This is a genomic window from Bacillus sp. YH3-2-B2 (assembly GCF_053663335.1).
Genome location: NZ_JBSJQE010000003.1, coordinates 74147 through 90932 on the forward strand (window position 1 = coordinate 74147; position 16786 = coordinate 90932).

General features: G+C 44.8%; 19 protein-coding genes and 1 pseudogene. 9 read left to right on the plus strand and 11 right to left on the minus strand.

Annotated elements, in window-relative coordinates; translation table 11 throughout:
• The first annotated feature begins 192 nt into the window (after nucleotides 1-192).
• Nucleotides 193-1554, plus strand: a complete 1362-nt coding sequence (locus ACWJJX_RS10415) for an MATE family efflux transporter (RefSeq protein WP_102422259.1) — start codon at nucleotides 193-195, stop codon at nucleotides 1552-1554.
• Nucleotides 1555-1567: 13 nt separating this feature from the next.
• Nucleotides 1568-2416 (plus strand): STAS domain-containing protein, encoded by an 849-nt coding sequence (locus tag ACWJJX_RS10420; protein ID WP_070081972.1) that lies wholly within the window; start codon nucleotides 1568-1570, stop codon nucleotides 2414-2416.
• Nucleotides 2417-2443: 27 nt separating this feature from the next.
• On the opposite strand, the gene bshB2 is transcribed toward ACWJJX_RS10420, so the two are convergent.
• The 4 genes from bshB2 to rarD all read right to left on the minus strand — a co-directional run bounded on the left by bshB2 (nucleotide 2444) and on the right by rarD (nucleotide 4716).
• A complete protein-coding gene (bshB2, locus tag ACWJJX_RS10425; protein WP_031379023.1) occupies nucleotides 2444-3109 on the minus strand; it encodes a bacillithiol biosynthesis deacetylase BshB2 in 666 nt (221 codons plus the stop codon).
• A 17-nt stretch (nucleotides 3110-3126) separates the two neighbouring features.
• Entirely contained in the window at nucleotides 3127-3477 is a 351-nt protein-coding gene (locus ACWJJX_RS10430; protein ID WP_003153743.1) for a YojF family protein, read from the minus strand.
• Complete coding sequence (locus ACWJJX_RS10435) at nucleotides 3474-3752, minus strand: hypothetical protein (RefSeq protein WP_003153742.1); 279 nt, start codon at nucleotides 3750-3752, stop codon at nucleotides 3474-3476. Before ACWJJX_RS10435 ends, ACWJJX_RS10430 begins: the two co-directional genes overlap by 4 nt.
• Before the next feature lie 67 nt (nucleotides 3753-3819).
• A complete protein-coding gene (rarD, locus tag ACWJJX_RS10440) occupies nucleotides 3820-4716 on the minus strand; it encodes an EamA family transporter RarD (protein WP_015388108.1) in 897 nt (298 codons plus the stop codon).
• Between the two features lie 97 nt (nucleotides 4717-4813).
• On the opposite strand from rarD, the gene ACWJJX_RS10445 reads away from it, so the two are divergent.
• Nucleotides 4814-5278, plus strand: a complete 465-nt coding sequence (locus tag ACWJJX_RS10445) for a spore gernimation protein GerT (protein ID WP_102422258.1) — start codon at nucleotides 4814-4816, stop codon at nucleotides 5276-5278.
• Nucleotides 5279-5312: 34 nt separating this feature from the next.
• Here the strand turns inward: ACWJJX_RS10445 and ACWJJX_RS10450 are convergent, their stop codons facing one another.
• Complete coding sequence (locus tag ACWJJX_RS10450; RefSeq protein WP_003153736.1) at nucleotides 5313-5552, minus strand: hypothetical protein; 240 nt, start codon at nucleotides 5550-5552, stop codon at nucleotides 5313-5315.
• A 190-nt stretch (nucleotides 5553-5742) separates the two neighbouring features.
• Here ACWJJX_RS10450 and ACWJJX_RS10455 point away from each other — a divergent pair, with 190 nt between their 5' ends.
• Together ACWJJX_RS10455 and ACWJJX_RS10460 are read left to right on the plus strand one after the other, a co-directional pair.
• A complete protein-coding gene (locus tag ACWJJX_RS10455; protein ID WP_015388106.1) occupies nucleotides 5743-6132 on the plus strand; it encodes a tautomerase family protein in 390 nt (129 codons plus the stop codon).
• 57 nt (nucleotides 6133-6189) lie between these two features.
• Nucleotides 6190-6554: pseudogene (locus ACWJJX_RS10460) on the plus strand (hypothetical protein).
• A 39-nt stretch (nucleotides 6555-6593) separates the two neighbouring features.
• Here the strand turns inward: ACWJJX_RS10460 and ACWJJX_RS10465 are convergent.
• On the minus strand, nucleotides 6594-6935 hold the full coding sequence (locus ACWJJX_RS10465) for a winged helix-turn-helix transcriptional regulator (protein WP_003153729.1): 342 nt from the start codon (nucleotides 6933-6935) through the stop codon (nucleotides 6594-6596).
• A gap of 129 nt (nucleotides 6936-7064) precedes the next feature.
• On the opposite strand from ACWJJX_RS10465, the gene ACWJJX_RS10470 reads away from it, so the two are divergent.
• On the plus strand, nucleotides 7065-7673 hold the full coding sequence (locus tag ACWJJX_RS10470) for a nitroreductase family protein (protein ID WP_182068910.1): 609 nt from the start codon (nucleotides 7065-7067) through the stop codon (nucleotides 7671-7673).
• A gap of 43 nt (nucleotides 7674-7716) precedes the next feature.
• On the opposite strand, the gene ACWJJX_RS10475 is transcribed toward ACWJJX_RS10470, so the two are convergent.
• Complete coding sequence (locus ACWJJX_RS10475; RefSeq protein WP_182068911.1) at nucleotides 7717-8319, minus strand: alpha/beta hydrolase; 603 nt, start codon at nucleotides 8317-8319, stop codon at nucleotides 7717-7719.
• Nucleotides 8320-8321: 2 nt separating this feature from the next.
• The gene (locus tag ACWJJX_RS10480) at nucleotides 8322-9245 is read right to left on the minus strand and encodes a ring-cleaving dioxygenase (RefSeq protein WP_454022968.1); all 924 of its coding nucleotides are present in this window, start codon (nucleotides 9243-9245) and stop codon (nucleotides 8322-8324) included.
• A gap of 185 nt (nucleotides 9246-9430) precedes the next feature.
• On the opposite strand from ACWJJX_RS10480, the gene ACWJJX_RS10485 reads away from it, so the two are divergent.
• Both ACWJJX_RS10485 and ACWJJX_RS10490 read left to right on the plus strand, forming a co-directional pair.
• Nucleotides 9431-9631: a DUF3311 domain-containing protein gene (locus ACWJJX_RS10485; RefSeq protein WP_003153716.1), complete on the plus strand. Its 201-nt coding sequence runs from the start codon at nucleotides 9431-9433 to the stop codon at nucleotides 9629-9631.
• The gene (locus ACWJJX_RS10490) at nucleotides 9631-11121 is read left to right on the plus strand and encodes a sodium:solute symporter family protein (protein ID WP_094246835.1); all 1491 of its coding nucleotides are present in this window, start codon (nucleotides 9631-9633) and stop codon (nucleotides 11119-11121) included. Before ACWJJX_RS10485 ends, ACWJJX_RS10490 begins: the two co-directional genes overlap by 1 nt.
• Nucleotides 11122-11155: 34 nt before the next feature.
• Here ACWJJX_RS10490 and ACWJJX_RS10495 read toward each other — a convergent pair whose 3' ends face one another.
• Entirely contained in the window at nucleotides 11156-12634 is a 1479-nt protein-coding gene (locus ACWJJX_RS10495; protein WP_094246834.1) for a glycoside hydrolase family 30 protein, read from the minus strand.
• A gap of 147 nt (nucleotides 12635-12781) precedes the next feature.
• Nucleotides 12782-14224, minus strand: a complete 1443-nt coding sequence (bglA, locus tag ACWJJX_RS10500; protein ID WP_454022969.1) for a 6-phospho-beta-glucosidase BglA — start codon at nucleotides 14222-14224, stop codon at nucleotides 12782-12784.
• A 249-nt stretch (nucleotides 14225-14473) separates the two neighbouring features.
• On the opposite strand from bglA, the gene ACWJJX_RS10505 reads away from it, so the two are divergent.
• The gene (locus ACWJJX_RS10505) at nucleotides 14474-15199 is read left to right on the plus strand and encodes a GntR family transcriptional regulator (RefSeq protein WP_071391727.1); all 726 of its coding nucleotides are present in this window, start codon (nucleotides 14474-14476) and stop codon (nucleotides 15197-15199) included.
• A 60-nt stretch (nucleotides 15200-15259) separates the two neighbouring features.
• On the opposite strand, the gene ctpA is transcribed toward ACWJJX_RS10505, so the two are convergent.
• Nucleotides 15260-16663 (minus strand): carboxy-terminal processing protease CtpA, encoded by a 1404-nt coding sequence (gene ctpA, locus ACWJJX_RS10510; RefSeq protein WP_454022970.1) that lies wholly within the window; start codon nucleotides 16661-16663, stop codon nucleotides 15260-15262.
• Nucleotides 16664-16786: the final 123 nt, after the last annotated feature.

Consider the following 16786-nt stretch of genomic DNA (forward strand, 5'->3'; position numbering starts at 1 on the left):
ACATCATATGGAATTCGCACGGCTGATGCAATATATCTGCACCTTTTTAGGGGTCATTTCACTTTCATTCATTTATGCCAAGATGTTTAAAAAGCCGAAACCGGATAAAAAAGAGTAGGCCGGCTTTCATTGCTTTTTATACATAAAATGTTATAATTTCTCTCGTTAAAATAAAGAAACGGGGAACCTAAATTGAGAGAAACGAACACGATCGGCCAAAAGGTCAGACAGCTGTTACATATCTTCATTCCGATTTTAATCACGCAGGCGGGCCTTTCCCTGATCACCTTTTTGGATACGGTGATGTCAGGGAAAGTGAGCGCCGCCGATTTAGCCGGTGTTGCAATCGGTTCAAGCCTGTGGACGCCGGTGTATACGGGCCTTGCAGGAATATTAATGGCCGTTACGCCCGTTGTTTCGCAGCTGTTTGGAGCCGGCAGACGAAAGGAAGTGCCGTTTTCCGTCATCCAGGCCGTTTATGTAGCGGCCATTCTCAGTGCGGCGGTTATCCTGATCGGCTTTTTCACCGTTGATATGATCTTGGGACATTTGGGCCTGGAACCTCGTGTCCGGACGATCGCCAAACACTTTTTAGGCTTTTTATCCCTCGGTATTTTTCCTTTGTTTGTGTACGCCGTTTTGCGCTCGTTTATTGACGCACTCGGCAAAACGCGAGTCACGATGCTTATTACGCTTTGCTCATTGCCTATTAATTTTGTTTTAAATTATGTATTTATTTTCGGGAAATTCAACATGCCGGCATTGGGCGGAGTCGGTGCGGGGCTCGCTTCCGCCCTGACTTACTGGTGTATTTGCGCCATCAGCTTTTTTATCGTCTTCAGATTTGAGCCGTTTGCCGGGTACTCTGTTTTTCGGAAACTGTACCGTTTTTCTCCGTCTGAATGCAGAAAACTTTTGAAAATCGGTTTGCCTATCGGTTTTGCGGTATTTTTTGAAACGAGCATTTTTGCGGCTGTCACACTTCTAATGAGCCATTTCCGGACGGTGACAATTGCAGCCCACCAGGCGGCAATGAATTTTGCTTCCCTCTTGTATATGCTGCCGCTCAGCGTATCTATGGCCATGACGATTTTAGTCGGCTTTGAAGCAGGGGCAAAGCGCTACAGGGATGCCCGGTCATACAGCTATATCGGCATTGTGATGGCCCTTTGTTTTTCTTTATGCACGGCGGCTTTCATTTTACTGTTCAGGCCGCAAATCGCCGGAATGTATACATCAGATCCGGAGGTGCTCATGTTGACGCAGCACTTTTTAATCTATGCGCTGTTTTTCCAGCTTTCTGATGCCGTAGCAGCTCCGATACAAGGCGCCCTGAGAGGATATAAGGATGTCAACTATACACTCGGTGCGGCTTTTGTTTCGTATTGGATTATCGGGCTTCCGCTCGGTTACGCAGTCGGCACTTACACGAGCCTCGGGGCATACGGCTACTGGATCGGGTTAATTGCAGGACTTGCCGCAGGAGCTGTCGGTTTATTCTTCAGACTGATGAAGCTGCAAAAGCGTTATGTGAAAAAAATGATGATTTTATAAAGGAGGAGCAGCAATGCCAAAACATAAACTGCTGTACGATTATTTAACCGAACGGGCGGAGGACATCAGTCAGACATGGTTTGATACCCTTCATGATACGGATCCTGATTCTGTTTATGCTTCTACTGACCCGGCTGTTCTCACAAATCTGAAAAAACAAAATCTGGCGTTTAATTATCAACTCAATCGGATTTTTTCTGAAGAGAAGGAAGTATATACAGCGGCATTGGAAAAGTGGGCGTTTGAAGCCGCACGGGATAAAGAACATTTAAAAACTCCCATCCATTACATCATTCGCGAGTTTATCAGAGTTCGTGATTTGTATGTCGGCCATGTAAAGCAGTTTACCAGACTTCATTCAGACACCGTGACAGAAGAAGATGCCGAAGATATATTCCATACGCTGATTAAATCGTTTGATGTGGTCATTCATATTTTCATAGAGGAAATGTATAAAAACACAAACATTCAGCTTGAAGCGCAAAAAGAATTGATTACCGAGCTGAGCTCGCCGGTCATTGTGCTTTTTGACAATGTCGGACTGCTGCCTCTGATCGGGGATATTGACACGGCAAGAGCCAAAATGATTTTGGAGAATACGCTGCACCAGTGTTCAGAGAAGCGCATCACGCAGCTGTACATTGATTTATCAGGCGTAGCCATGGTTGATACGATGGTTGCCCAACAGCTTTTCACCTTAATTGAATCACTCGGAATGCTCGGCGTGAAAGCGACATTATCCGGAATCCGCCCTGAAATCGCCCAAACCGCGGTACAGCTCGGACTGAGTTTTTCAAATTTATCAATACGGTCTTCGCTTGCGGAAGCGATCGCTTCCGATCTGACACAAAAAAAGGGATAAGGCATTTCAGCCTTATCCCTTTTTTTATCAGTCTTTCCACGGATATGTCCAATACACTTCTTCTTCAAACCATGTCTGAAGAACCGGCTCGTTATTTTTAATTTTTTCTTCCAGCTCTCTCAGCATGCCTTCCGTTTGGGTGCGGTGCGCTTTTAAGGCATTCATTTTAATATCGGCAACCTCTTTAATATCAAGAATGACATCAGGCTTGCCGACGGCTTCCTCCCTGTTGCGGGTGATTGCCATGCAAAGCGTGCGCGGGCGGTCCTCTTTTTTCTTTCTGTAAAGCGCTCTGATGACCGCTTCGCCGCATGCATCATGATCCGGATGGACGCCGTGCTCCGGATAGAATGTGACAATCAGACTCGGTTTTACATCGTCGATAATCTCTTCCATCATATCCGCGAGCCACTCGTCATCTTCAAATTCAAGTGTTTTATCACGAAGCCCGAGCATTCTCAGGTCAGTAATGTCCATTGCTTTGCATGCGTCAATCAGCTCTTGCTTTCTTAACAGCGGCAGTGTTTCACGGTTCGCGAAAAAGGGATCTCCCATGTTCCGGCCCATTTCGCCAAGCGTTGCGCATGCATACGTAACGGGAATATCTTTTTGTCTGTGTAAAGCAATCAGTCCTGCCACTCCGTATGATTCATCATCAGGGTGAGGCAGGATGACGAGTACATGTTCTTTCATGATTTTCACCCTTTTCTTTAAACTGTAAACGGCTTTTCGCTGATTTGAAGCGAAATCGCCAATTTTCCGCCCGGCAGATGCCCCGCCATTAACAAACGGTCTTCTTCATCTACTGTATACTCAGTCAAACCTTCTGCGTAAATCCAGCCCTCTTCTGTTTTCAAACCGACGCGGTACGGGCCGTTTCCTTTGATTTTCGCCTGATGGTACGTCACTTTTGCATTGCGTATATAGGCTACAACCGTCATATTTTTCTCATTCAGATGCGCTGAATAAGAACCGGTCGTTGTTTCCAAATGGATATATACAGGACGATCGGCATATCGCTCTAAAGAAGTTTGCACATCTTCTTTTATGATCGCTTTCATAGCTGCTCCCCTCTTTCTTCTTTTAAAAATTGCAAACGCTTCGTATGTAGTTCAACCAATTCATATTTCTCAATCGGCCGCAGCCGGGAATCTACAATTCGCTGCACCGCCAGAGCAAACTTTTCCTCGGGTGACTTCCGGAGCCTCGGATGTGTTCTTTGATCAAGCAGTTCAAGATCAATCGCCTTTTCCGCTTCTTCAAGGGTTGAAGCCGGGAGAGTGCGGTTATTCCACAGTGCCTGATAGGCTTTTGCTATGTCTTTATCAGTGCCCATTGTACAGCTCCTTTACATACTCGTAATGATTATACATAATTTAAGCTATCGCTGGAAAGCGAAAGGCTTAGCGGCTTTTTATCGGCCGCTTCCATTTTATCTGTGAAAAGGTAAACAAAAGCAATGCTGCCCATATACAAATGAAGGTAAACGCTTTTTGCCCGGAAAACGGTTCATGATACACAAATACGCCAAGCATAAGGGTGATGGTCGGCGCTATATATTGCAAAATGCCGACTTGATACAGCGGCAGACGCTTTGCCCCCTCTGCAAACAATAACAGCGGCAGGGCCGTAAATACGCCTGCGAAAAATAGGAGCGCCCATGTTCCTGCCCCCAAGGGCCCAAAAGTGCTCCCGTCAGCTGTATATCCTAAATAAATAAGTGCAGCCGGGGTAATCAAAAGCGTCTCCAGCGTCAGTCCGATCGTGCTGGACATGCGGGTTCTTTTTTTACATAAGCCGTACAGACCGAAGCTGAATGCAAGCAGCAATGCGATATAAGGAACCGCGCCATATTGAAACGCAGATATGAGCACGGCCGCCCCGGCAATAGAAACGGCTGCTGTTTGCATCTTGTTAAGCTTTTCTTTTAAGAATAGGATGCCCAAAAGAACGGAAACGAGCGGATTAATGTAGTACCCGAGACTTGCTTCAAGCAAAAAGCCGTGATTGACGGCCCATATGTACACAAACCAATTAACGGAAATTAAAACGGAAGCGAAAAAAAGCGCCAGCAGGCCCCCTTCCGATTTCAAAAGACGCAGTTCACGCCATCCGGTTTTCCACTTCTTAAGCACAGTTAAAAGCACACACATGAAAACAAATGACCATAAAATCCGGTGAGCTAAAATGTCCAATGCGGGTATTTGTTCAAGAAGTTTCCAATAGACCGGAAACAGCCCCCACATGACGAAAGAACAAGCGGTATAAATGATTCCTTTTCTTACGTTATTCCCTTGCACGGCCTTCCCCTTCCTTTCTGTAAACAGATTATATTATATCACGGGAAGCTTCCGGCGGGCATATACTATGTTGTCCGTTAAGAAAGGGTGAGATGCCGTGTTTGATTGGAACAGATATTTTCCCTTCCAAAATCAGTTCTCTAAAGAAACGTTTAAAAATGCTGATCCGAAAGATGTCGAGACATATGTCAACCGAGTGATGGAAAGCGTATTCGGCGCCGGTTATGCCGGACAGTTCCCTTTTCGCGACCCGATGTCCAAAAAGACCGATCCGGTCGAAGCGGAACCGCCCAAGCCGGAAATTGACCTGTTTGAAACATCCGATCATGTTTTTGCGAAAATTCCCGCCGAACAAGAGGAACTCGACCGTATCAAGATTAAGCATACGTCACACAGCCTCGTTGTAGAGAACAGCAGCCTGGGAGAAGGAAAAAAAGAAATCGTACTTCCGAGCCTCGTCAAACGGAAAGGAACAAAAGCAGTCTATAAAGACGGGATGATTGAAGTTATGTTTTCAAAACAGGAAGACTACAATCTATCGGAAGTGGAGATTTTAAGATAAAAAAACGGCCCGCGCGATGCAGGCCGTTTTTTCTTTAATAAAATGGCGGATAACCGCCGGCTCCCGGCCCGAAACCGCCGTATGGGACGCCTCCGTATCCGTAACCGGCAAACCCGTAAGGATAGCGGGGTCTTGTAAAACCTGTGGCAATCACGCCTCCGAGAAGACCGCCTAAAAATCCGCCGAATAAAGGAGCGCCGAACAAAAAAGGACTTCTCGCCGGAAATCCGGCAGGACCGAAATTCCCGCGATACAATGCATGACGAGGGTACATGTTTTTCCTCCTTTATGTCTGCCTATTCTTAAGCGTATTCATAAAATGAGGAAATTGATTGGGCGATTGTAACAACATGTGCCTCTCTTTGATATTACGTTAACATGTAAACAATTTGGTTATAATTTGATTAACTGTTATACTTTTTTTACAAGTTGCGACATTATAAAACCATCAGGGGGAATAAAATATGCCATTACTTCGTTTTGACGTTATTGAAGGCCGGGATGACGCAGCATTAAAAAAATTACTGGATACCGCCCATTACGCCATGGTTAAAGCTTTTGACGTCCCAGTAACGGACCGTTATCAGATCGTTCACCAGCATCGGCCTCATGAGCTTATCATTGAAGATACCGGGCTCGGTTTCAAAAGAAGCAAAGATCTTGTCATCATCAGCATTGTCAGCAAAGCGCGCACCGAACATCAGAAAGAAACGTTATATCAACTGATGGCTGAGCAGCTTAAAACAGAATGCGGCATATCACCCGAGGACGTCATGATTTCCATTACAGAAAACGGGAACGCCGATTGGAGCTTCGGGCTCGGTGAGGCTCAGTTTTTAACCGGGAAACTGTAAAAGGCCTCCCTGCTTGTTTTTTGGATGATTTCAAACTGAATAAAAGAGGGATGTACGTTGGTTAGTGAGTTGTATCCTTGTTTGATATGCGGATTTAAAGGATTAGAGACAAGTCCCGTTTATAACGGCGAATATCAAAAAACATTTGATATCTGCCCTTGCTGCGGGTTTGAATTCGGCTACAGTGAGGACCATGACGTAAGCTTAGGGTTTATTGTAACGCCTGATCATTTAATTGAAGCGGCATTTCAGTTATACCGGAAACAGTGGATTGAGGGAGGAATGAAACTATTTTCTCCAAACGATGTTCCGGCGGAATGTAAAAATGATCATTTCCTTACATTCGATGCTTTATTAAAGCAATAAAAGGCTTGAATCTCAATCTGAACAATTTTGATATTAATGGTTTTTATGACGATTAAACATTATCATTAAGAAAAGGCTGCCTTGGGCAGCCTTTATTATTCATCACATGTGTCGTTCGCAGATCCCCCGGGCTCGCAAAAACTGTCTGCCCATTTTTGCATTTCCTGAAAAACGGCTTGCAGGGCCATGCCTTTATCAGTCAGTTTATAAATGACTTTGACAGGTGTTTCAGGCAGCACCTGACGCTCGACGATTTCATTTTGTTCCAGCTCTTTGAGCCGCTCCGCGAGCATTTTTTGGCTGATTGTCGGTATCGTTTCGGTCATATCTTTAAATCGTTTCGGCCCGTCCATCAGTACATGGATAATGAGGCCGTTCCAGCGCTTTCCCAAAAGAGAAAAAGCGGATTCCATTTTAGGACACATTGTATATCCCACGTGAGTTCATCCCTTCATCTATGAATTGACAAGTTTTTTGTGATCCATTAAAATTAGTTTTCGAGTTACATTTAGTAAGCTTCTAACTTTTCTATTATGATAACACGTTTATCCGAAGGAGGAAACATGATGACATCCGTATTAGACGTTTTAAAGGAACGCGCATCTGTTAAAGAATACGATAAAGACGCGGTCATTACAAAAGAGGAATTGACAGAACTCCTTGAAATCACAACGCAAGCGCCTTCCGCCTGGAACCTTCAGCATTGGCATTTTCAAGTCTTTCACAGTGATGAAGCAAAAGCTGCCCTGCTTCCGGTTGCTTTTAATCAAAAACAGATTATTGATTCATCAGCAGTTATTGCCGTATTAGGCGACTTAAAAGCAAATGAAAATGGTAAAGACGTTTATGCTGAACTGGCTGAGCAAGGCAATATCACAGAAGAGATTAAACAAACGCTTTTAGGCCAGATTAACGGTGCATACCAAAATGATCAGTTTGCCCGTGATTCAGCATTTTTAAACGCTTCTTTAGCAGCGATGCAGCTGATGCTTGCCGCTAAAGCAAAAGGCTACGACACTTGCGCGATCGGCGGATTCAATAAAGAGCAATTCGTTAAAGAATTCGACGTGAGCGAGCGTTTCGTGCCCGTCATGCTGATTTCAATCGGTAAAGCCGTTAAGCCGGCGCATAAAAGCAACCGGCTGCCTGTATCTAAAGTGTCAACTTGGCTGTAAGATGAAAGAAACCCTTAGTCCGCTTAAGCAGACTAAGGGTTTTTTATAGGAATCGCTCACTGTACCAGGCTCGTGCCTGCTCGGCTTCCTGCTGTGTGAGCTGATGACCGCCCTCCTGCCATTCAAGAGCAACGGATGCATGAGCATCTGTCAGATACTGATAAAGCTCCTCCGATTCTTCTTTTGTACATAGGGGATCGCGTTTTCCCGCACCGATAAACACAGGCAGCCCTTCCATATCAGGCAGCTTCACTCCGCGTATCGGCACCATCGGATGATGCAGAACCGCTCCTTTCAGTACATTTTTATAATGAAACAAAAGACTTGCTGCAATATTGGCGCCGTTTGAATAGCCGGCAGCAATCACGTTTTCTCTGCTGAACCCGTACATTTGCGCCGCTTCATCAATGAAATTCTTTAATTCTTCCGTCCGTTCAATTAAATCTTTCTCGTCAAATACGCCTTCTTTCAGCCGCTTAAAAAAACGGGGCATGCCGTTTTCTGACACTGATCCTCTGACCCCTAGCAGACTTGCGTTCGGATCGATAAAACGTCCGAGCGACAGAAGATCATGTTCATTTCCTCCCGTTCCGTGCAAAAGCAGCAGAACATTTTCTGACGTTCCCTGTTCAAACACATGTTTCATCATCATTCTCCTTTCTCCATTTTGGGCAGAACAGCTGTAATCTGACTGCGATGCTCTTCCAGCCATTCCGGAAGCTTCAGCTCTGTTCCGAGATTTTCAAAAGATTCATCCGTCATAAAGCCCGGTTCATCGGTTGCCATTTCAAATAAAATGCCGCCGCTTTCTCTGAAATAGATTGAAGTAAAGTAAGACCTGTCAAGAATGTCAGATGAAGCAAGATGAGAATCAGCAAGAATGTCCTTCCACTCCGCCTGCTCTTTGTCGCTCGTGCGGAAAGCGACATGATGAACTGTCCCGTAACCGCCGGCACCTGCTTCTTTCGGCGCAAGGTCAACATCTATAATATGTCCGATCCGCGCCTCCGATTGCAGCCTGACAATCTGATTTTCTTCTCCTGTCTTTGAATAACCGAAGCGTTCTATGAGAAATTGAATGGTTGCTTCAGGACGGTACGAGTACAGAAGAACACCTCTCATGCCTGTGATCGCTTCTTTTTCAGTAATGCCCGAAGGAGTCCATTCACTCTGTCCGCTTCTTTCATCTTCCATTATGGCAAGCGGCAGGTCTTCTGTATCATTAAAGAGAAGGACTTGTTCAGACAGCATGATCTGTTCTTTTACAGACAAGCCGTTTTCTTCAAGCCGGCGCTTCCAAAACGCGAGTGCTCCTTTCGGCACGGAAAAATAAATTCTTCCGGCCTGCCCTTTTCCCACGGTTCCCGGGCGGCTTCCCTGAAAAGGAAAAAATGTAATGATCGTGCCCGGCTCTCCGTTTTGGTTGCCGAAATAAAAGTGATAAGTGGCCGGGTCGTCAAAATTAACGGTTTTTTTAACAAGCCGCAAACCCAGCACTTCAGTATAAAACCGAAGATTTTCAGCAGGATCTTTTGCAAATGCGGTAACATGGTGCAATCCTTGTGTATTCAATGTATTCACTCCTAAATATCTTGAGTTCGAGATATTAACTATTCTAATTTAATATGAATGAAGATGCAACTAAAGTGTTTCAGTTAAAAAAGTAATAGAATTCTTTTTTTTCTGAAAAATATCTTGTGATCTTATCTGACACCTGCTATGATAAGGAGCATTATCAAGTTTCAGGAGGAAAGTAAATGGTCAGAAAAGCACTAATTTTCGTTCTCATCTTAATCCCTTTCAGCCAGCTGGCCCTGCTGTCAGTCGCTAATCGGGTTCATCCGATCATTATCGGGCTGCCTTTTTTTCATTTCTGGCTGCTTTTATGGATCGCAGTCACTCCATTATGTTCGTTTCTTATTTATAGGCTGCAGAAGAAACAAGGAGGACTGGACTGATGCCCGCAAATATAACAGCATTGATCATTACAGCCGTAATCGTTTTAACCGTTGTCTGTATCGGCTTTATAGCCGGAAGAGACAAATCATCACGTACTTCTGTTGAGGAATGGTCTGTCGGCGGCAGACGGTTCGGAGGGCTCCTCGTCTGGTTTTTAGTCGGCGCGGACCTCTATACGGCTTATACGTTTTTAGGCTTGACAAGCACCGCCTACACAGGGGGAAGCGTAGCTTTTTTTGCAATTCCGTATTCTGTTTTGGCGTATTTTATTGCTTATTTCTTTCTGCCGAAGCTGTGGAAAGTGGCAAAAATCCATAAATTAACGACGCTTGCCGATTACGCCCGTGAGCGTTTTGACAGTAAGCTTTTGGCCAGTCTTGTCGCCATTGTCGGCGTTCTTATGCTCATTCCTTATATTTGTCTCCAGCTGAGCGGGATTCAAGATACGCTTCAGGTGGCCGGAACGGGTGTCATTAATGTCAATATGGTCGTCATCATCTCTTTTATTCTTGTAGCGCTGTATACTTTTTTCAGCGGGATTAAAGGGCCGACGTTTACGGCGATTATTAAAGACATTCTGGTGTGGGTGATTATGCTGTTTATGGTCGTCTCACTCCCGCTGATCCATTTTCACGGCTGGACGCCGATGATTCACACTTTGGCTGAAAAAGCGCCGCAAATGCTGACGATTCCGGACTCGGGGCCGAAAGGAATTCCTTGGTTTATCACAGCTTCCATCGTATCTGCACTGGCGCTCTTTATGTGGGCGCATGCGGCAACCGGCGTATTTACGGCAAAAAGCGCAGATGCCGTCCGCAAAAACAGCATGTTTCTGCCGCTTTATAATATTGTTTTGATTCTTGTTATCTTTCTCGGCTTTATCGCGTTTCTTGTCCTGCCGGAAGATACCAATCCGCGGCTCGCTTTATTGAAGCTGATTCAAACGTCTTACGGCGGAGTCGCGCAGGGCTTTGCTTACTCCACGATCGCCCTTGCGTCATTGATTCCCTGCTCTATCATGGCCATCGGAGCATCAAACTTATTTGCGAATAACTTATATCGGGATTTGATTCACCCGAATGTGTCACCAAGCAAGCTGACGATGATCACCCGTTCAATGGTATTTGTCGTCATCGGGCTCGCGCTTTTATTCGGCATGCTGTTCCCGACTGCGCTCGTTACCCTTCAGCTTCTCGGTGTTTCCGGCATGGTTCAGATCTTTCCGGCTATCGCCGTCAGTCTATTTTGGAAGAATCAAACGAAAGAAGCGACAATTATCGGTCTTCTCGTCGGTCTTCTCGTGACATTCACGGTAAATATCACCCAATCCGCCCACGGTATATATGAAGGGTTTTGGGGTTTGACCGCTAACATGGCAGCCGTTATTATCCTTAACCCGTTTTTTGTAAAAAAAGCGGCTTCAAACGCCGTCAAAGACGGTTTATTCAATAAAGCGCCTACTGATAAACTGAACCAAAAAGGCGCTTAACAGAAAGAAGCCGGCACGTAAATGTGCCGGTTTTTTACTTTTTGTGCTGCCATTTGTAGGTGGCGACGGTTTTTGCCGGGATGACGGCTTCAAACTGCCGATTTTCTGAAACGACATGGAATTTTTGTTCTGAAGATGTCTGGTTGATTACGACTGTCACAATGGATTGATCAGGATTAAGAAACGATACATTCGAGACTGTGTTTTTGGAGCCGTAATTACTTTCTATCCGCTTTGCTCCCCGGTCGATAAATTTTGAAAAGTTGCCTGTCATATGAAAGATCGGGATATTCCAATAGCGGTCAGGGTTTTTAGCATCCTGAATAAACAGCGTCGGGTCTGGGGTGCCTATCCAATGATGCGTCTTAATTTGACTGTCGAGCATCGTCACCCACGCATTGTAGCTCGACGCGCCGTTGCGGAAATACTGTGCGATCCGATCCGCCCCTGCCGTCCCCCAGACAGACCGCTCCGTTAAGTGAATAGATTGATCAGGATATCTCTTTCCGATTTCCGACATGACAGAAAGGTCACCGTCATAATCGTGAAAAGCGATGCCGTCTGCCGCCCGGTTTCCTTTTTTATCATCTAAAATCGGCGGAATATAGTTCCACGCCCCGCTCGCATTGTGATCATAAATCCAAATTTTCGTGTCAATTATGTGTTTTTTCAATTCTTTTTTCACGGCTATCGCCAGTTTGCGCTGCTGAGACGGCGGCATGTACATGCTCGGATAGTCGATTTCCAGCAATGGTTCATTTTGAAGGGTCATCGCATAAATCGGAATTCCCTGCTTTTCGTACGCCTCAATAAATTTGCGGAAGTAAACGGCCAGTGCGCCGATATATTTATCTTTCAGCTTTCCCCGCTTGAGGTTTTCATTCGTTTTCATCCAAGCCGGCGGGCTCCACGGTGAGGCAATGATTTTCAGTTCCGGATTTATCGCCAGCGCTTCCTTGATGGTTGCTGTAATGTGTAAATCAATATCCTTTTGGATCGAGAAATGACGGAGCTTAGGATCTCTTTGGCCTTCAGGCATATCGTCATACGTATAAAATTCCTGTGCCGTAAAATCAGATGTCCCGATCGTTATGCGCATAACGTCCATGCCGATACCATCTTTGGGATCAACCAATTTTTTCAGCACTTCTTTTCTTTTTGCGGGTGTCATTTTTGATAAATTATGGATTGTGGATTCTTCCAGGGACGATCCTACGCCTAACACACTTTGATAGCGGCGCGACGGATCAATATACACGGCGGCGGAGTCAGAAGCCTTCTTTTTTGTCCATGTAAGCGGTGTTTGTTCGTCTAAGGCGTATTTCACTTCCAGCGGCCCGTCATACCACGTACGGGAAGCCGGATCTTTTTCAGAACTGAACCACACCCTTACTTTGTTTTTGTCTGAAGCCTTCCGATCAGCCGCATACACTTCGGCTTCCGTGCTGCTTGATATGAAAAAGAAAAACATAAGAAAAACCAGGGTCATGTGCAGACTTTTTTTAAAAAACATGAACCACCATCCCTTTCCTTATTTTTATAAGCGATTCTAAATGAAAAGCCGGACAGTCACCTCCTTCCCGCTTAAATGAATGCGCTTTCAAAACCGCTGATAAAAAGCCGGCTTCACACAACGGTGAAGCCTTCCCTTTTTACACCTTTAGGATACATATGCGCCGTTTGTTTCAATCACTTTTTTATACCATTCAAATGAGTCTTTCTTAAGCCGCTTCATTGAACCGTTGCCTTCATTATCCCGATCAACATAAATCATGCCGTAGCGTTTTTTCATTTCTCCGGTTGTAAATGACACAATATCAATAATTCCCCATGGGGTATAGCCCATTACATCCACGCCATCATATGTGACTGCTTTTTCCAAAGCTTTTATATGTGACGATAAATATTCAATTCTTGAAGTGTCATGAATTGAACCGTCCTCTTCTAATGTGTCAATGGCGCCGAATCCGTTTTCCACGATAAATAATGGAATCTGGTAGCGGTCGTATAAGCGGTTTAATGTGTACCGTAAACCGGTCGGGTCAATCGCCCAGCCCCAATCACTCGCTGTAATATAAGGATTTTCCACGCCGTTTGGCAATCCTCCGTTTACGACATCCCCGGTATTATCGTTTATCACGTCACTTTTTACGGTAGTGGACATGTAATAGCTGAATCCGAGGTAGTCCACTCGGCCGTTTTTCAAAATCTCTTCATCACCGTCTTCAAAGTGTATCTGATAGCCTTCTCTTTCAAACTCTTTTAACGCATAGCTTGGATAATATCCGCGAACCTGCACGTCCGGGAAGAAAAAACGCTGTCTCATCGTTTCTTCAGCCAGCATCACATCATCGGGGTGAGATGAGTACGGGTAAATCGGGACATGTGATACCATCGCGCCGATCCTGAACTCGGGATTGATTTCTCTTCCCTTCGAAACTGCCAATGCGCTTGCCAGCAGTTCGTGATGGCCGGCCTGATACATGACTTCTTTTGCGTTTTCGTTTTCTTTAACGGCGACGCCCGAGTTCGTCCATAAAAAGATCGGATTATTCACATCCATCTTATTATTGATTTCGTTAAACGTCATCCAATATTTCACCTTATGTTTATAGCGTTCAAAACACACTTCAGCGAATTTCACAAAAAATCCGACTGTTTTTCTGTTTCTGAAACCGCCGTATTCCCTCGCCAAATGCAGCGGCATCTCAAAATGTGACAGCGTGATTACCGGTTCAATCCCATGTTTCAGCAATTCATCAAACACCCGGTCGTAAAAAGCCAATCCTTCCTCATTGGGCTCGGCTTCATCACCTTTAGGAAAAATTCTGCTCCAGCCGATGGACGTTCTTAAACATTTCAGGCCCAGCTCGCTGAATAATGCGATGTCCTCTTTATAACGATGATAAAAATCGATCGCTTCATGATTCGGATAAAATTCCCGCTCTTCAATTGTATCTGTTATTTTCCGGGGCACACCATGCGCGCCTGCCGTCATGACGTCCACTACACTCGGCCCCTTGCCGCCTTTATTCCATCCCCCTTCAAATTGGTGGGCGGCCAGAGCGCCTCCCCATAAAAAATCTTTTGGCAATGTCCCCATCGTGTATATCCTCCTTTATTTGACTGCCGCTTGCATGCCGAATAAATGCACTGCAGCAGCTTCAACCATCCGCTTCACAAGTGTAGAAGAATTCCTGCCTTCATTTTCATATTATACGTTTACATTATAATTGTACCGGTATAATTTATCAATACATAAACAATTATAGTTAATTTACGAAATGGCTTTTAAAAACGATTATGCTATAATTCTGAAAGAAGCGGGACAATAAATGAATGAGGAATGTATATGTTAAAATACCAGCAAATCGCGTTAGATATTGAAAAATACATAGAAGAACATCAGCTGCAGCAAGGGGATAAACTGCCTGTGCTTCAAACCTTAATGACCCGGTTTAACGTGAGCAAAAGCACGATCACCAAGTCCTTAGATTTATTAGAAAAAAAGGGGATTGTGTTTCAAGTGAGGGGAAGCGGCATTTTTGTCAGACGGAATAAAAGAAAAGGGTATATCAGCCTGCTTTCTAATCAGGGATTTAAAGAATCACTTGAAGATTTTAATGTCACTTCCAAATTATTAGCGCTGGAAGTGAGAAAACCCACGCCTGAGGCTGCCCAAAATCTGAATATGCCGCCTGACGGCGACGTGTATTATGTCAAGCGAATCCGATATATTGACGGGCTGACATTGTGTATCGAAGAGTCATTTTACAACAAATCGATTATTACGTATTTGAATAAAGAGATCGTGGCAGAATCAATATTTGATTATATTAGAGAAGGTCTCGGGTTAAAGCGCGGTTTTTCAGATTTATATCTGTACGCGGGGATGTTAAATGAGGAAGAAGCGGAGTACTTAGGTCTGTTTACAGGAGCGCCTAAGCTTTGCGTTGAAACGATTTTTCATTTAACCAACGGCCAGCCGTTTGACTTCTCAAAAGTCACCTATCACTATGAGCAATCACAGTTCTTCATTCAGGCGAACAGCCACCTTTTTGAACAGGAAACGACATAAGGCGGGCTTTTCGCAAACAAAAAACACCCCATGCGCGAGCGACGCATCGGGTGTTTTTTACTATTTCATATTCTTATTTAATGTTTCAACGGCTTTTTTCATTTGTGTATCGTTGTCCGCAAGCTGTTTTTGCAGATCCGTCATCAATTTTGCCGTTGTGTCTCCTGTTAAAATGCCTGTTTGTTTCAGTTTCTCTTTTGCTTGGAATTGTTTGACTGCTTGTTCAAATGCTTTATCATATGTGCCGTTTACATTCACGCTGTACCCCAGCGCTTTCAGCATTTTTTGCGCATTGGTGACGGTCGTTCCGGAATCCCCGTATTTGTATGTTTTTTTCGCATCTAAATACGGCAGGTTCGCATATTCAGGAAGCTTAACCAGATATTGCGGTTTGATTCCTTTTTTATGAATCCACTCTCCGTCCGCTGTCAGCCATTTTGCGATTGTCAGTTTAACGGTAGAACCGTCGCTGTAATCTTTTGCCGTCTGCACGGTTCCTTTTCCGAACGTTTTCTCGCCGATCAGCGGAATTCCGGATGATTCATGCAGCGCAGCCGACATGATTTCCGCGGCGCTCGCGGTGCCGTCATTGACGAGGACGACTGTCGGTTTTGTCACTTTGCGCTCTTTCGTCGCTTTCATGACTTCTTTCGTGCCGTCTTTGTATTCGACCTGCATGATATTTTTCCCTTTATCGATAAACATATTGCTCATTTTGATGGCTTCATCCATCAGGCCGCCCGGGTTGCCCCTTAAATCGAGAATGTATCCTTTCGCTCCTTGTTTTTCGAGGCTGTCAATGGCTGAATTCAGCTCTTTTGCCGTCGATTCGGAGAAGGATGTGATTTGGATTTCGCCGATGTCTCCTTTTTTCATTTCAGAATACACCGTTTCAACCGGGATGGTGTCACGTTTGATCGACAGGTTCAGATCGCCGACACCCGCTCTGTGCAGCACAAGCTTGACGTTTGTTCCCTTTTTGCCGCGGATTAATGCGACGGCTTCGTTTACATTAAGGCCTTTAACGCTTTTGCCGTTGACCTTCAAGATCTGGTCATTCGGTTTAACCCCCGCTTTTGCCGCGGGTGACCCTTTAATCGGCGATACGATCAGGATGCTGCCGTCCTTTTCTTCCACTTGTGCGCCGATGCCTTCAAACGAAGCGGAAATTGTTTCTTCAAACGACTTTCCTTCCTGAGGATCCATATAAGAAGAATACGGATCATCCAGGGAACTGATCATGCCTTTTATCGCTCCGTCTATTAATTTGCTGTCATCTGTTTTTTGATAGTAATCACTTTTAATCTGCTCATAGGCTTTATTGAATTTCTCAAATTTGCTGTTCGTCAAAGCAGCCGAGCCTTGTCCGAAAATGGTCGTATTGCCCGTGATAAACAGCGTAAGCGCCGAGGCTGCGACCGCAGTGATCAATATAATAAAAAACAGTTTAAATTGCCGCTTCAAGAAAACACCACCTTTTTATTCTTACATTATTATCATAGACGAACGCTCATTCGTCAACTTCAAACGTGAGGCGCCCTTCTTTCCCGTTTACCCAAACCTATGCTTTTCTCTCAACATATGCTG